Origin of the sequence: Legionella wadsworthii DSM 21896 = ATCC 33877, from assembly GCF_000701265.1 — a bacterium.
Classification (GTDB): Bacteria; Pseudomonadota; Gammaproteobacteria; order Legionellales; family Legionellaceae; genus Legionella; species Legionella wadsworthii.
In genome coordinates this window covers 82,507-99,255 of the sequence record NZ_KL370762.1, presented here as the reverse complement: position 1 = coordinate 99,255, position 16,749 = coordinate 82,507, and the positions used below count along the sequence as shown (strand labels likewise).

The window sequence follows — 16,749 nt, the reverse complement described above, 5'->3', positions numbered from 1 at the left end:
ACTAAGTTATTTTGTCATTATTTTGCTCAAGAATTATAAATATTAATTTAAAAGATAATATTTTATTAAATAATATAGTTATTCAGATTAATCTCTGTAATCCTTGTCAGTACCAGGAGATAAAAATTATGGATTTTTTTAATGGTATGATTTATGTGCTTAGAGGAATGAATCATCTTTTAACGCCTGGGTTAAGGCGTTTTATTATATTGCCTTTGGCAGTGAACTTTTTGATGTTTGCTGGATTATTTTACTTGATTTACTATTATTTATTACCTTTTGTTTATGATTATTTAGATAAATTACCCTCTTGGTTAAGTTTTCTCAGCAGTATATTTTTTGTCCTATTTCTTCTTGGTTTCTTTTTCATGTTTTTTTGTTTGTTTACTGTATTTTTTAATATATTTGCTGCTCCACTGAATGGATTGTTAGCAGAGAAAACGCAAAACTTATTTTTTAATAGTGAGATCCCTTCACTGTCTTTTTTCAAAATGGTGATTCGGAGTATAAAACGCCAATTTGAATTCCTTGGCTATTTTTTGCCTCGTTTTTTACTCTTGGTTGCTTTATTTTTTGTGCCTTTAATACAACCTATTTATCCTTTTATATGGTTTATTTTTAATGCCTGGATATTAAATATTCAATATCAAGATTTTGCTATGGACAATAACCTGATGAGTTTTAAAGAAACGCGTATCAGTGTTGCAAAAAACAAAATGCGCTCACTCGGATTAGGAATTTCTATCAATATCCTGAGTTTAATCCCATTTTTAAATATTTTAGTGATGCCCGCAGCGGTTATCGGCAGCACGATGCTTTACTGTGAACTTCATAGAAAAGAACTGAAATCTTTATCTAAAAAGTAAATTTAAGTGGGATAGGCTAAATGATGAAGCTCCTGACTGTGAGTCAAATAAAGGATTCTTCCTTTGCAGTCAGGATATCTACTTGCTGCACTACCTAAGTATATTAATAAGCTTGGACTACTATTTTTCCCACGGCCTTCCCTGACTCAAGTAAAGAGTGTGCTTTATCAATATTCTCAAAATAGAAAAGATGAGGGTCAATTAGAGGTTTTAAATTCCCTTTATCCACCAACATGGCTATCTCTTTTAATATGTCACCATGGCGTTGCCGTTGTACATGATGTAATAAGGGCAATAACATGAAAACAGCGTGTAAACTGGCTGATTTTGCATGTAAAGGGGAAAGATCATGAGAGGATGCTGCCTGAATGCTGATAACATTTCCATACATGGCAACAGCCTCCATAGATTTATCAAGATTTTCACCCCCAATCGTATCGAATACCACATCAAAGCCTTCCCCGTGGGTTAATCGATTTACATAGTCTTGTACGGATTCCAGGCGATAATTAATCGTGTCTTTAGCCCCTAGGGACTTAGCAATATCTCCTTTATCTGAAGAAGAAACTGTAGTATATACCTCAGCCCCTGCGGATTTTGCTAATTGAATCGCTACATGTCCAACTCCCCCAGTCCCAGCATGAATTAATACTTTTTGCCCCGCTTGAACTTTAATCTTTTCGAAAAGTGCTTCCCATGCAGTGATAGACACCAAGGGTAATGCAGCCGCTTCAACCATGCTTAGTTTTCTTGGTTTTTTAGCAATTAATTGTGCATCGGCGAGCATATATTCAGCCAGTGCACCATTTTCACCGAGAAACCCCCCGGCACACCCATAAACCTCATCCCCAACGGCAAATCCACTCACGTCTTGGCCAATGTCTTCAATGACACCCGCGACATCTCCATGTAAGATGGCAGGGAATGCAGGTGCAATCTGACCGTATTTTCCAGACCGAACTTTACAATCGACGGGATTCACACTCGTAGCAACAACTCGAATAAGCACATAGCCAGGTTTAATTTTAGGTTTTGAAATCTTTATTGTTTTAAAGACTGAAGAATCACCAAAAGATGATATAGCTTGTGCTTTCATAGCGTCCTCCTAACTTGATGCACCAGACGTTGATTTTCATTTTCCATACAAAAAACATTATATTCTAAAAAATCAAAAGAGATTTTCCAGAAACTACAATGGGCTAATATAGACTATAGCATTCATAAATAATCAAGTTTAATATGAATGAATATAAAAAGGGATAAAAATATGTGGCAAACACGATTTAAGGAAAAAATTGGTTTAAAATTTCCCATCATTCAAGCGCCAATGGCAGGAGGTGCAACTTCCCCAGAGTTAGTGGCAGCCGTATCTAACTCAGGCGGGCTCGGCTCATTAGGTGCTGGATATATGAGCCCCGCTGAGATAAGGAAAGCTTTAAAAAAAATTCGACAACTCACGAACAAACCTTTTGCAGTAAATCTTTTTATTCCAGAAAATCATCATGCTTCAGCGGATCAAATTCATAAATCATGCCAGGATGTAAAAAACTGTTGCCCTGAATTAGAAATTCCTATTGAACCAGTGGCAGAGCCGTTCGCCCAACCTTTCGAAGAGCAAATTCATATTATTATCGAAGAAAAAATACCGGTTCTTAGTTTTGCATTTGGTGTATTGGAGACGAAATGGATTTCTGAGCTAAAAAAAAATAAAACTTTTCTCATGGGCACTGCTACAAATTTAGCTGAGGCAAAGATTCTTGGCGACAGTGGCGTAGATGCCGTTGTGGCACAAGGAAGTGAAGCCGGAGGGCATAGAGGGACTTTTATAGGTCAACCAGAGGATGGATTAATAGGTTTGTTTAGCCTATTACCCCAAATGGTCGATCATCTTAAAATTCCTGTTATTGCGGCAGGCGGTATTATGGATGGAAGAGGAATCGTGGCCGCAATGGATTTAGGTGCTGAAGGCATTCAAATGGGAACTGCATTTCTCAGTTGCTACGAATGCGGTATTCCCGATGCCTACAAACAACTCTTATTAAATCAAAAACAAGACAATACGGTCTTAACCCGTGTTTTTTCAGGTAAATTGGCCCGAGGTATACGTAATCTATTTATTGACCGTATGGAAACAAAAAATGCAAGTATTCTGGATTATCCCATACAAAATGCACTCACTTCTTACATGCGAAAGAAAGCCAAGGAACAAAATAATGTTCATTTTATGTCCTTATGGGCAGGCCAATCTGCTTCTTTATGTAGAAATATGAGTGTAAATGAATTGTTAAAGAACTTGGTGAGCGAGGCTGAAGCGCTCAAAGGTAAATGTTCATTTCTCAATCCCAAACCCTAAACTATCTATTGATATGCTCTGTAAGAAAATCATAAAAAGAGGGGAGCGCTGCCTCTAATTCGAATTGGTAAGGACCATATTGGTTCTCGCCTTGTTCATATAATGCTTTTCTGCCTTCGTTTATTCTAGTGCATATTTGTTCATCTTCTTTCGCAGTTTCTAAATAGGCTTCTTGTGCGGCTTTGCATAAACCCGGATTTTTTTCCCAAATCGTTTTTGGATGAAAAAACTCCACAATATTCATGCATTGAGCAACGCCCACGGGATAAATGGTACTGATAATTATCATATAGGGATAATATTCGATCATAATATTAGGATAATAGGCCATCCAAACTGCTCCATATCGGGGTAGATTGGATTTTGCTTCAGCCAGTAGCTCATTTTGGTATGATTTAAAATTATCCGTTCCAAATTTAGTTAAGTCTGATTGAATGTCGACATATTGAATGGAATACGACTCCTTAATAGTCCATTCGATGTGGTTCACATCAACCAATCGCCTTAATCCATTATGGAAAAAAGGAATGTGATAATTATCTAAAAAAACCTCCATAAATATTTTCCAGTTAAAGGAATAATGTTGATAGGTGGATTGAGCAAAGACATAATCAGAGAAATCAAACATTCTGTATGCTTTTGATTCAATTGTATGTTCCTGTATTTTACTATTTCCCCTGAATAAAAGGCCATTCCATTCACTGACATTATCTTTAGCCAGATTCAAACAAGGTAATTGTTCAAAGTGGGGCGCATGAATTAACTCTCCTTGAGTACTATAGGACCAACTGTGTATGGGGCAACGAATTCTTTTAACGTTTCCAGAATCAGACAAGAGAAGAGCCTGACGGTGTCTGCAAATATTTGAGAGCAAGCTGATACCATTTTCATGATGAATCAATATTTCTCTGTCGTTACTGCATTTCAGAACATAATAATCATTCAAATTCGGCACCATAAGATGGTGTCCTACATATTGAGGATTCTGTTTAAATAGATTTTCTTTTTCGAGTTCATAAATCGATGGATCAAAATACCACTGGATTGGGATGGGCTGATATCGATTCATAATAGAATAGCTCCTATCCTGATATATTCATTAATTTCATGCTTCCCAAATTAATTGATATTCAAAGCTATTTTTAAATTATAGACGCATCTGAATAGGATTTTAAAATGGAACAAAATTCAATAATTGGATTGAGAGTAAGACAATGAGCTTATGCTGTTCAATGGGTTTCAAGAACAAAATCACTGTTCCTAAAGTCATTGGCATCACATAAGCTAATAAAAAATAAATCAATTTACATATTGATACCATAATCAGTAGAATCTTCCATCATATCAACATCCTCCTCCTCAGAAGCTTCGCGGAACTCATCCTTAGGTTGCTGAGAAAATGATTGGGCAAAAAATCCTCCCTGCATTGCTGAAAGGCTCTGGTTTTCTTTAGGTAAGGATGAAGGTGCGCTTTGTTTTCCTGTTTTAACGGATTTGTTTTGTAAATATTCTATTTGCTCTCCCAAATGCTGAACAATTTGATGATCGCTCATTTGAGGGTTTTTTATCATCTTTAATATGGCAATTGCTTGTTGATAAGTTTCTATAGTCTGAGGTATTAATTTTTTTTGAACGTGGGATTTAGCAAGCGTTAAAAGCTGCATGGCCATATCTCTATAGGCTCCATCACTCGGGTTGGGATTGATTAATACAGGATTAAATGCAGACTTTTCAGCTGAGAGTGACAATTGGCTTAAAATATTTTCTAAATTGTCATCCATCTGTTTCATTTCGCCAATGGAGATAGCCCCAAATTGATCAAAAAGCTCGTGCTCCATTTGGCGGTTTACTTGGGCATCCTTAAGCAAAAGTTCATGATTTGTAAATCTTGAGGACTCCAGATAGGACTCGGTTGAAAGATTTTCTTCATAAAGTTTATGGAAGGCTTTGAAATTCTTAACCGGATCACCGATTTGTTCTTCTTTCAATGTTTTCTTCTGAATGAGACCAAAAGCTTTTATTGCATTCGTCATCGCTTCATCACCTGCTTGTTGGTTCCATGCCTCATAACATGCATCCGCTAAATCAATATAAAGCTCGGTTAATCTTCGGTATCCGTCATCCCTTAATTCTGTTAGTAGCAGTTGTTGTATGGCCTGTACATAACATTCTCCTGCTTTGACATGCTCATTTTTGTTAAAATAGAAAGTGGCTAAATCATAATAAGATTCAGCCAGATGCTTCAAATCGTCAGCTGTTTTCTTTTGAATGGCTAAAAATAATTGAATTGCTTGCATGTACTCATCTATTATTTTTTGATTCGGTACGTGTTTTCGTTCCAGAGAATGAGCACTGGATATTTTTGCATGCGCTTGTTTGCGAATTTCTTCATCCATAATAAATATCTCCTTTATATCTATCCAATTGATTCACAAACCACAGTATCACCAAAAGAGATACAAAAACAATGCGCGCTTTTTTAGAGAGAAGATAAATCCAAATAATTATGATATACACAAATAGAATATGCCGCCAATCTCAAGAAATTGAGCTACTCCACAGTTATCAAAGTGGATAATTCCCGTAATGCGATAAAGAAAATGGTATAATCAATACTGGAACTACCCAGTAACATTTCCAGTAATTTTTCCCATCTTTGTTGAATGAAAGGGTTTTTCGCAAACCAATAGGCAATAAGCTCTTCAGAATTCAATTTTTTCTTGGCATTTTTTAAAATGACTATAGTTAACCTACGTTGCAAATTATCTAATTCATCGCGCAATGACAAACGTGCCAAGCTATTCCAGTGACCTTCACGTGAGTCATTACCAATTTGATCCCGAAACCAAACCAAGCTGAATTTACTTCCCACATTGAAATAAACTTCAGCTGTCCTACCCAGATCAAATTTATTTTGTGTTGCGACTTCGATGACATTAAGAACCGTATACATGGCACGGGTAGAGGCTATTTTCTTCGCGGCTTCTTCAGGCAGTCCTATATCTACAAACTGTATTACAATCCGGTTCAGATACTCTTTCGTGACCCCGGCCATTAAATCGGGAATCGAAGTTTCCAGTTTGCTTATTGATTCACGGTAATGTGTGATATTGTCAGATATTTTTCCCTCGAGACGTTTATGATGAAGAAACCATCGTGTTGCTAAATTCATGAGTTGGCGCACATGATGAAGGAGTTCATATTGGGTTTGTACGGTTACTTTGTAATTTAACGAATCAATGAGCTGATATAAATTATCAGTCTGGTAAGCTTTTGCAGCAATGATGTAAGCACGGGCAATGTCTGCAACTTTTTGTCCAGTTTCCATTTGCAAACGATACATGAAGGTAAGACCCATGTTATTTACAATTTGGTTACTGAGTTGTGTTGCGATAATTTCACGTCGCAAACGGTGATTTTGCATGGCCTTACTGTATTTTTTCTTCAATAAAGATGGGAAACCAGTTTCCAGGATGATTGAAAAGTAAGGGTCATCGGGCAAATCAGACTTTAATAACTCACCAGTAATATAAATTTTTGTGTAAGCCATAATAATGGACAGTTCAGGAAGAGTGAGCCCTTGTCCTGCGGCTTTACGTTCTATAAGATGTTTCTCATCGGGCAGAAATTCAACACTTCGGTCTAAATTGACTAATCCTTCCAATTCCTTAATGTAAGCTTGGTATAAACCACTGTAAGCCAGTGCATTCGTGGCTGAGAGTCCCAAAACCAATGCCTGGTTGTAATTGTCCTGTAACACAAGATGAGCGACTTCTTCAGTCATTTTAACCAGTATTTGATTGCGGTTTTTTTCGGTGAGGTTTCCTTCGTTCATTTCTTTATTTAACAAAATTTTTATATTCACTTCGTGGTCAGAACAATTTACTCCTGCAGAATTGTCAATTGAATCAGTATTAATCAATCCGCCTTGAAGTGCGAATTCAACTCTGCCGAGCTGAGTAAATCCTAAATTGCCACCTTCCCCTACAACTTTGCACCTTAACTCATTACCGTTGACCCGGCAAAATTCATTGGTTTTGTCGCCTACATCAGCATGTGATTGGGTCGATGCTTTGACATAAGTACCAATTCCACCGTTGAACAAAAGATCTACGGGGGCTTTTAAAATTTCACGTATTAATTCATTGGGTGTCAGAGAGTTCGCTGTAATCCCAAGCGCTTTTTTCACCTCAGGTGTTATAGTGATTGACTTGCTTGTACGGGGATATACCCCTCCACCTTTGGAGATAAGTTTTGGGTTGAAGTCTTCCCAGGAAGAGGTAGGTAATAGAAACAAACGCTGCCGTTCTGCAAACGTTTGGGAACCATTTGGCGTAGGATCCAGAAAAATATGGCGATGATCAAATGCAGCAATCAGAAGGGAATGAGGTGTATAGAGCAGTCCGTTGCCAAATACATCACCACTCATGTCACCAATACCGACTACAGTGAAATCCTGCGTTTCAATATTGATATCCAATTCACGAAAATGACGTTTTATTGACTCCCATGCCCCCCGGGCAGTGATACCCATTTTTTTATGATCATAACCTGCAGACCCCCCGGAAGCGAAAGCGTCTCCCAACCAAAATTTATATTCTTTTGCGATACCATTTGCAATATCGGAGAATGTTGCTGTTCCCTTATCTGCAGCAACAACAAGATAAGGATCAGGATCATCGTAGCAAATAGTATCCGGGGGTGAAACCACGCGATCATTTTCATAATTATCGGTGATGTCGAGTAGTCCTCGGATAAAGGATTGATAACAGGAGATTACTTCCTGTTTGATTTGTTCTCGGTCGAGCATATGAACTGGTTTTTTTAAGATAAAACCTCCTTTGGCTCCCGAAGGTACAATGACAGAATTCTTTACTTTTTGCGCTTTCATCAAACCAAGAACTTCTGTACGAAAATCTTCTGGCCGATCAGACCAGCGAATGCCACCCCGTGCTACTTTAGCACTGCGAAGATGGATGCCCTCAAAGCGTATGGAGTAAACAAAAATTTCATACATGGGTTGGCCTGCAGGTAAGTCTGGAACTTTGGCTGAATTGAGTTTAAAAGATAAATAATTTTTGAATTGGCCTTGCGCATCAGTCTGAAAATAGTTTGTACGAATCGTGGCTTTGATTAAAGACCAGAAATAGCGAATAATATGATCTTCATCCAGACTCGTTATGGCATCAATATCATCTCGAATTTCCTTCTCAAGTTCGGATTTTTTATTTTTGGTAGCAGCAGTCTGTTTCAGGTTAAATTTTAAATAAAAGAGTTCAATTAATTTTTTAGTAATCACGGCATAATGAGCAATTGTTTTTTCGATGTACTGCTGGCTGAAACGAAAGCCAATTTGTTGCATGTATTTGGCATAAGCCCGAATAATAACAATTTCTCTCCACGACAATCCTGCGCCTAATACCAATTTATTGAATCCATCATTTTCACAGGCGCCACCAATAATTTGGTGTAGCGCTTCATTAAAAATACTTTTTACTTGATCCAGAGTAAACAAATTGGCATGAGTATAGGTCACATTAAAATCACTTATCCAAATAAATTGATCTGGGGCTACAGAGATTTTATATGGTCTTTCCGTATACGTTTTTAATCCCATATTTTCGATCATGGGTAAAATATCTGATAAAGGAATTGGCCCGCCATATCGGTAAAGTTTAATATGTAAAGGATATTCACTGCGTGCTGATTCAAAAAAAACAATGGCTAATGGATCTTGCACTGACATTTTATCAATTTGTAAAAAATCACTAATTGCTTCTTCGATACTATTTTGTTCACAATAGCTCATTGATAAGAAGGGGAGGTACTTTTCTGCGAGCTTTTTACCTTTTTTACTACCTAGTTGTTTTATTAATTCTTGACTCAACTGTTCTTTCCATGAGTGTTCCATTTTTCTATCTCACAAAGGTGCAGTATTCTATTCAATAAGTATAGGTCATGTGTGGATTGAATTAAATTTTCTCTCTGAATGTGAAAAATTTATGCCCAAGATATGTAGTAAAAGCAGGGGAAGCCAACCCTAAGGCGTGGGCTATTTCTAAAGAAAATTTTTGAACATCCAAAGCAGGTAAAACATAATACGCAAGCAACCAGCTAATGAGCAAAGTCTGCATCATGCCAAAGAGATTAATCAATATAAAAAAAACAAGAGAGCGGGTTAAGGTTTGATTGCTTTTTTTAAAAACAAATAATTTTGCAAGAATAAAGGCAGCAACCATTCCTGTAAAATAGGCAAGAACAATTGAAATTGTAAAGCCAAACGTATGGCTATAAAAAATTCTGCTGCAAAAGTTTACGGTAACCGCAATAACCCCTACGGCTAAAAAAGCAATAAACTGTCTTGATTTAAAATAATAGAACACAAAAAATTTCTCTTATTTCAGAAGGTGTATTTAATAATAGACCTTATTGGTGGGGCAGCATGAATGATCATTCGGAGTAGGCACGAGCTAAGGAGAACATTGATGAAAAAATCAAGCACAGTAGAATAAGAATTTTTTCCCAAATAAGTGGCTACACCAGTCCAGGTATAAGCTTTATTCACTATTCCTTATTCCATAAGTGATAAACCATGCGCTTATTTTAGAATCTTCCAAATTTTTTTTCCTATCCAATAAATGACAAGACAAATACCTATCCATAATAAAATTAAGGGTAAGAAAAAGACGAAAAATTCAATGACACCATAAGTAAAGCTTCGTAATTGATCCACCAATGCATGATAAGAATCAATGAAAGCATCTGTGATTTTCCACTGTTTTTGTTGGGTTGTCTGGATTAGGGGATTCATGCTCAAATCAATATTTATCAAGGAATAAGCCACAGATTCTTTATAATATTTAATTTGGCCCTGAAGTACATCAATTTGGCCCTGTATCTCATTTAATTGTCTAAATACGTTAAGAACATCTGAAGTTTTGGTGGCGGTAGCCATAATTTTTGATAATTGTTCTTTCGCGGTGAGTAAATTGTTAAGCTGGCTTTGTAAATCGACATAGCGTTGTGTGATGTCTTCCCCAGTTATCGATTCTTGGGTCACTTGAGTTGCTAAAGATTTCAATGCATTAAGGGCGCTATTTAATCCTTTGGCAGGTACTCTGATGCTGATAGTGGCCGTAGTATTTCCTGATACATTATTGTCTTGATTGATGTTGGAACTTACCACATAACCACCTGATTCTTCTGCAAATTTGGATATTCTATCTATGGCCGAGGGGATGTTGTTCACTTGCAATGACAAATTGGCATTGCGAATGATCATGCCTCGCATGGTATTGTCTGATGGGGGAGTGGATTTAGCTTGTTCTGTTTTGAGCATGGCTACAGGGCCCCCAGCATAACCAGAGTTTCCTACAGTTGCCATGGAAGGGACAGGACTTCCTTCATACATTGTAGTTCCAGCGCGTGTAAATAGTCCTGAGATAAAATATAATACAGCGATAGTGCCTAAAAAAGATAAAAAATAAAGAATGATTTTCTTCATTATTGCTTCTACTCTTGACGAATATAATCATCTAAAGTGTGGCAAATGATTTTTGAATTGTAAAATTTAGGTTACAATCATTGGATTTTTTCTGCAGTCCTCAAAGCGATGTCGACCACTCCATCTACTACGAACATGTCAGCATAGTGTGTAGGATAGGTTTAATAATTACCTTTATCCCGTTTTGAGAAATTCAATAATTTGTATGCTTAGAAAAATGGAAATGATTCAAATTAGATTACCTGGTTAGAAGACGTTTAGCGCGCCAAAATTTTAAAGCAGATACTGTTACTTTTTGATGTTTGATATATAATTAACCACTTGTAACCGTTATAATGGTCCGCCTCAATTTCATCGAATTTTTAATTGAACTATAGCATGGACATCTCTTTTTTAGTTGGTTTTTTTACAGGTTGCTTTTCCACCGCTCTTATAGGAGGGCGCGTTAAAGAATTCATTCAGCATAGAAAAAAATTAGAAAACATAACCCATAAGAAAATAATGGACTTGGAAAAGTTGTTTCATGAATATCCTGACTTGATGAATAGTATAAAAAAGGACATAAGCAATCCGCATTCTAAAAATATTAGGGAATTTCTTGTCGTTGAAAAAGATGCAATTTTAAATTCCTTGGTGCCTAGGTTTCGCTATGAATTGTCGCCAGATATTCTTCCAGCCCTTAATAAGCTGGAAGACTTAGGTTATATTGAAAAAATCAAAAATAATTGCCTGCACTATAAAATAAAAGAAGATTTTATAAGGCAACTTCTATCCACACCCAAGGGATCTATCGACTCTCTTTGCCCTGGCGGAGCAGTCTAAGACATACCTTTCGAAGAACACTATCTAGCCTGCTTCAGAAATAAGATGCGCCCCTGAATTGATAGCTGTTTGTCTACTGGTATATTTTTGGAGCCCGTAAATGAGTATTGCGCCTATAACAGCACAGGCAGGTATTACCATCAATGCATGATGGTAAGAAGAAAGGGTATATTGTTTCAGTCCACTTGTTGTGTAGTCACCTTTCCAGTACAAATCCATTATCTTTCCAATTAAGGTATGAAAAAAGGATCCACCCAGCATATTGATACAATTTAAAAAAGCTACAGTCATTCCTAAATATTTTTTAGAAACAATATGGGCTCCAGTGGCAAATACAATTACTTGATAACAACATAAGAGACCTATTGTAAAAAATAGAATACATAATAACCACCATTGACTCATATGACCTGAAAGAAGAACCAAAAATATCAAAGCCAAACCGGTACCGCATAGACCTAAAATTTTATAATTGCCAAATTTTTGACTCAGAAAGGCAAGTAGAGGCCCACCAAATAACATCCCTATAAATATGAACGACACAAGTAATGCGGCATCCGTTTTAGGAAAGCCAAAGGCCATCATTATATAGGGCACCCCCCAAACATCAGCAAAACCTTCCAGGGCACCGACCATGAGCAAATTACCAAGAGCGAGAATCCATAATGTTTTTGAGGTCAATAAAACAGATAAGTGGGATAATTTTATTTCATCAGATGGTGTATTTTTGACATTCTTTGGGGTACGGAGAAAGAAGAAAACCATTAATCCAATCCCGATGGAACTTAGCGCCAAACCCATTCCCACTGAGTGACTTCCATAAATTGAAAGCAGTTGCGTGAAAGGTTTGCCCCCGTATACTGCTCCTAATAAGCCTACACTAAAGGACAAGCCTATCATGTGTGAGTAATTATCGTTGCTAAACCATTGAGAAACGACTTTAGAAACACCTAAAAAGCCAATAGCAGAACTGGCACCAATTAAGAATCTGCTTAACAGTGCCATATAAAAGTTATTCGTTGAGGTAAAAAGCAGGGCGCTTAAACCACAAAGCAGTGTCAACGTAAAAATGACTCTCTTTGCACCAAATCTTTCGAGTAAAAACGCCATCGGTATTTGCATGCCTGCATAGCCATAATAATAGAAGGCAGCCAAAAGGCCAAAACCTGCTGCATCGATTGAAAATTGACCCATAATTTCTTGCATCATGAGTCCAGGCCAGAGGCGAAGAATAAATTGAAGCGCAAAAAATGATAATGGTAAAACCCACATCACAAAAGGCAATCCTTTGTGCATCCCGTAAAAAAATTTGTTTTGAGGCATGATGCCCTCCCGTTAAATCAGTTCATCAAAATACCCGGCATTCCTCCCTAGAGAGGTACGGGATTTAGAAATAGCTGACCGCTCTAGGGAAAAGAGGGCAAAATAATAATATTGATTGAAGTGTTTTCTGGCAGTCGCAAATGTTGACATGGCAATACCATTACAGGGAAAACTGTAAGAAATTCAATGGTTTTTTTGGTATCGCAATGACTCATAATCAAAATGTTTGATAAAAAAATTATCTGGTTGCCCAACCATAGCAAATATATTTTCTTTCTGTCAATCATTCTGTGTTGTTTTTTAAAATTTGAAGATGATAATAAAACTGCGTACTCTACTAAATAATGAGCCTGTTTTATTTATCTGTTCTAAATCATTCTTTATAACCAAGAGAGGAGCGTCTTCCAAATTTTTGGTTTTGAGAAAATACAAATTAGTTGATCCTTATTTTATACAAATAGCTTTCTTATTTTACGTTCTTGCTTTAAAATCATTTTTAATTTTTGAGATGACTAGGAATCTTTTTACATTTAGGGTAAAAAATTGCTTATGTCATTGAGTAAAATAAGGCATCTATGTGGAATCCTTTGAAAAAATTATATGTAGCGCTAACGTTACTTATTCTTAGCCCAGCCCTTTCCGCACGAGCTATTATTGATGCGGATGTCCTCCAAACATTCAAACATTCTAAAAAATCAAATACTCCTTTATCGCTGCTCGTTTTTTTACACAACGCTTCAGAAAAAGAATTATTTCTGCAAGAAATAAAAAAATTCCATAATGTACAAGTCACTGTAACCGATTTAGGTTTTATGCCTGCGCTCGCAATACAAGTCCCCAGAAATCGTGATCTACTTTATCATATTGCGGACATTGATGTCGCAGCGCAGATTTCGACTCATACAGCAGCTGAACCGGAATTGGATATTACCGCTCAAGCGCTAAAGCTTGCTCCTTCTGTTTTTTACCCTAATGTAACCAATTGGTGGGATCATGGTTATACAGGCCAAAGAGGAATTATAGGGATAATTGATACGGGAGTTGATCCCTTGCATCCTGCTTTATCCTCAAAAAAACTCATTGTACGGCAGGATGTTGGATCAGGTTATTCCAATCTGATTAATGGGGTCAAAGAGCCTCATGCAACAGGGGTAGCGTGTATTTATGCAAGTGCTCATGAAAAATATAAAGGTATTGCTTATGGAGCCCCGACGATTATGTCTGGTCTTGCAGGAGAAGAAACAGCCGATCCAGCGAGCATTATGAGGACCATGGAAACTTTAGATTGGATGTTGAATCGTGCTGAACTCAAACCTACGATTATCAATTACAGTATGGGCAATGGAAGGCTTGATTCAAATTGTCCTGCTTGTCCTGAATGGAGTGGACTAGCAAAAGTAATGGATTACGTGGTGAACACCCAGAAAATTCTTTTGGTTAAATCAGCAGGAAATGCGGGTTATATTGAGCCAGCGTCTCAATATACTTTCGCTTCAACGTTAACAGTCCCTGGTGATAATTATAATGGACTTACGGTCGCCAATATGAATACGATGGTTACTGAAAATGATACGTTGATAAAAACCCCAAATAGAGACAAGCACCTTATCAGGAATACCAGCAGCCGGGGGCCTACTCCTTTTGGTCGTCGTAAACCGGATATCACTGCTCCTGGCCATGATACAATGACTTGTGCACCGGATCCCAAAGTGTATGGTTTTGTTTATTCCAATGCCATGAAATATCAAGATGGCTATCGATTAATGGGCGGCACGAGTTCAGCAGCACCCCACGTCGGTGCTTCTGCATTACTCGTACAAGATGCTGGTATTCAAAATCCAATGGCTATTAAAGCTTTGCTTATAAATAGTGCAGATACCTGGACGGATGCGGGTACTCCAAATTCGGGACATTCTAAAATTATGGGTTCAGCCTGGAATAGAACTTATGGCTGGGGTTATCTCAACATGGAAAAAGCTTTTAAACAACGAAACAATATTATTGAAGGCGAGCTTACTATAGATAAACCATTGTGGGAGTATCAAACCACTCTCAAAAGAGGGCAGAAGATCACCTTGGTTCATGAGCGCCGGGTAGGTTACACACCAGAAGGGAATGAATGGAAGCTAAGCCATTTGGAACTGGCGATCATTGATTTAGAGAATCAAAAAATAATGGATAGCGACAATAGCCCAATCGATACAGTACATCAAGTAGCCAATTGTAAGCGCGAAGGTTATCAATCAGAATGTTCTGAAGAAAGTAAAACGAAGAAGGTATTGGTACGAGTAAAATTATTAAGTAAAAATATTGATGGCAGTTCCAGTGAACCTTTTGCCATAGTGGTTCCTCCAGGAGATGTCAAAATTATTAAATAACAACAAGCTTTTATAATTTCGAATTCATTATGTCAAAATTTTTAGCAAAACAATTTTTAAAACGCGTGATTAATGTATTGAATAACCAATCTGATCCCGTAATTATAAAAAAAATTCTTAAAGACTTAAGACTCATTTCATTTAAACCTCGCGATAAAGGCTTTAAAAACTTTTTAGAAAAAATTACGGAACAACCGATTCATTTAACCTGTTTAATAGAGGCTGTAGAAAAGGGATTATTGAATAATAAACCATTGCGTGAGCTATTTGCTTTTTTAGAACGTGAACAGGTGATTACGGATGAACATTTAAAAGTCATGGCAAAGCAGCTGAACACCCAACTGAATTTATTATGTTTATTTGAAGCATTTGCAGTAACTATGGTGAACAGCTTCACGCTAAATGAAGATTTATATTGCTTCATTAACAAACAACGGAACACTGCATTTCCTGGAAATCCTATTTATAATTTCTTTTTTGGTTCCAGTCGGAGAAATTTTTCACTTTTTAAAAATCTGAAATTAGTCTCAGTAGATCCCGTAATGACAGAGGGGGCTTTTATCCGCTCTTTGGGAAATGAAGAATTGGATAAAGATGCGATTCTCGAAAAATCCCGTGAATTTATTAAGAAACACGGCCTATCCCTGTGGAACAGCAAAATCTGCCCACTGCCCACAGGGGTTCAAAGTGATGATTCTGTTAAAAATGTAAGTTTAAATATTTTAGAAGCCACTTGGGAAGAAAAAAAGAAAAACGATGGACAACCCGGAGACAATGCTTTTGCTGGCGCTGCGTTAATACGTCTTCTGGAATATATTCGTCCGCCCCATAGCTATGCATTTGTAAATTTAATTTTGCCTGATGAGAGCGAGGTGTCGGATGGTGAAACATACAGCTTGTTTCCTGATCTAAAGGTGAATTCATTGGCTAAGAGGGTGAGTCAACTCGACATTAGCAAGGAATGGATGAATTTATATAACAGCTGGAATCTATTCTTTGTAATACAAAATTTAGACAGCCAATTCTTACCCATTAAATTGTTGGTTCCTTCAGTTTTAAACGCTTTACCGAGCCATTATATGGAAACTCGTGTTTTGCTGCTCTATTTAATGGGGAATATGTATCATTACAATCAATTAAGCATTTTTAAAGAAGAAATGCATCTTCCTCATTCTGAAATGATATTATCTCAATGGGGTAAAATAAATAAAAAATATGCAGACACACTTCTCGCAATGTTTTGCCCTAATTCAGAAGAAACCTCAGAGATGGTTTATGCTACAATTTTTGGTGCACATGCCAATTTTTCATTGGCCTATCATATTGCTAATTTCATGAGAGATTTTGAAAATTTTCAAATTACAAGCGAGGAATCTGAACCACAAATGGAGTTTTCACTCTAAATTCCTTCGAACTGAAAGCCTTCGTCTGAATCACGGATTGGATGTGTTGGGTTTTATCAGTATTTCATGATACAACGCAAATAAAGAATCTACGGTACAC

12 protein-coding genes are annotated in these 16,749 nt (G+C 37.0%); 5 read left to right on the top strand and 7 right to left on the bottom strand.

The features are described 5' to 3' along the window. The first annotated feature begins 128 nt into the window (after positions 1-128). Entirely contained in the window at positions 129-866 is a 738-nt protein-coding gene (cysZ, locus tag BU07_RS0116505; RefSeq protein ID WP_051635643.1) for a sulfate transporter CysZ, read from the top strand. 103 nt (positions 867-969) lie between these two features. Here cysZ and BU07_RS0116500 read toward each other — a convergent pair whose 3' ends face one another. Further along, a complete protein-coding gene (locus BU07_RS0116500) occupies positions 970-1,962 on the bottom strand; it encodes a zinc-dependent alcohol dehydrogenase family protein (protein ID WP_031568007.1) in 993 nt (330 codons plus the stop codon). Between the two features lie 171 nt (positions 1,963-2,133). Between BU07_RS0116500 and BU07_RS0116495 the strand changes: the two genes are divergently transcribed. After that, a complete protein-coding gene (locus tag BU07_RS0116495) occupies positions 2,134-3,219 on the top strand; it encodes an NAD(P)H-dependent flavin oxidoreductase (protein WP_031568005.1) in 1,086 nt (361 codons plus the stop codon). 1 nt (position 3,220) lies between these two features. On the opposite strand, the gene BU07_RS0116490 is transcribed toward BU07_RS0116495, so the two are convergent. The 5 genes from BU07_RS0116490 to BU07_RS0116465 all read right to left on the bottom strand — a co-directional run bounded on the left by BU07_RS0116490 (position 3,221) and on the right by BU07_RS0116465 (position 10,723). After that, on the bottom strand, positions 3,221-4,288 hold the full coding sequence (locus BU07_RS0116490; RefSeq protein WP_242601916.1) for an aromatic ring-hydroxylating oxygenase subunit alpha: 1,068 nt from the start codon (positions 4,286-4,288) through the stop codon (positions 3,221-3,223). A 235-nt stretch (positions 4,289-4,523) separates the two neighbouring features. Continuing rightward, positions 4,524-5,615, bottom strand: a complete 1,092-nt coding sequence (locus tag BU07_RS0116480; RefSeq protein WP_051635642.1) for a hypothetical protein — start codon at positions 5,613-5,615, stop codon at positions 4,524-4,526. 155 nt (positions 5,616-5,770) lie between these two features. Next, positions 5,771-9,130 (bottom strand): NAD-glutamate dehydrogenase, encoded by a 3,360-nt coding sequence (locus BU07_RS0116475; RefSeq protein ID WP_031567999.1) that lies wholly within the window; start codon positions 9,128-9,130, stop codon positions 5,771-5,773. A 61-nt stretch (positions 9,131-9,191) separates the two neighbouring features. Beyond that, complete coding sequence (locus BU07_RS0116470; RefSeq protein ID WP_031567996.1) at positions 9,192-9,602, bottom strand: GtrA family protein; 411 nt, start codon at positions 9,600-9,602, stop codon at positions 9,192-9,194. A gap of 215 nt (positions 9,603-9,817) precedes the next feature. Then, positions 9,818-10,723 carry a DUF4349 domain-containing protein gene (locus BU07_RS0116465; protein ID WP_031567994.1) on the bottom strand — a complete coding sequence of 302 codons (906 nt, stop codon included), beginning with the start codon at positions 10,721-10,723 and terminating at the stop codon, positions 9,818-9,820. A 378-nt stretch (positions 10,724-11,101) separates the two neighbouring features. Here BU07_RS0116465 and BU07_RS0116460 point away from each other — a divergent pair, with 378 nt between their 5' ends. Next, positions 11,102-11,545 carry a hypothetical protein gene (locus tag BU07_RS0116460; RefSeq protein WP_031567992.1) on the top strand — a complete coding sequence of 148 codons (444 nt, stop codon included), beginning with the start codon at positions 11,102-11,104 and terminating at the stop codon, positions 11,543-11,545. 24 nt (positions 11,546-11,569) lie between these two features. Here BU07_RS0116460 and BU07_RS0116455 read toward each other — a convergent pair whose 3' ends face one another. Beyond that, complete coding sequence (locus BU07_RS0116455) at positions 11,570-12,868, bottom strand: MFS transporter (RefSeq protein WP_084157933.1); 1,299 nt, start codon at positions 12,866-12,868, stop codon at positions 11,570-11,572. A 587-nt stretch (positions 12,869-13,455) separates the two neighbouring features. Between BU07_RS0116455 and BU07_RS0116450 the strand changes: the two genes are divergently transcribed. Further along, positions 13,456-15,246: a S8 family serine peptidase gene (locus BU07_RS0116450; protein ID WP_242601917.1), complete on the top strand. Its 1,791-nt coding sequence runs from the start codon at positions 13,456-13,458 to the stop codon at positions 15,244-15,246. A gap of 29 nt (positions 15,247-15,275) precedes the next feature. Beyond that, positions 15,276-16,649, top strand: a complete 1,374-nt coding sequence (locus BU07_RS0116445) for a hypothetical protein (RefSeq protein WP_031567987.1) — start codon at positions 15,276-15,278, stop codon at positions 16,647-16,649. Positions 16,650-16,749: the final 100 nt, after the last annotated feature.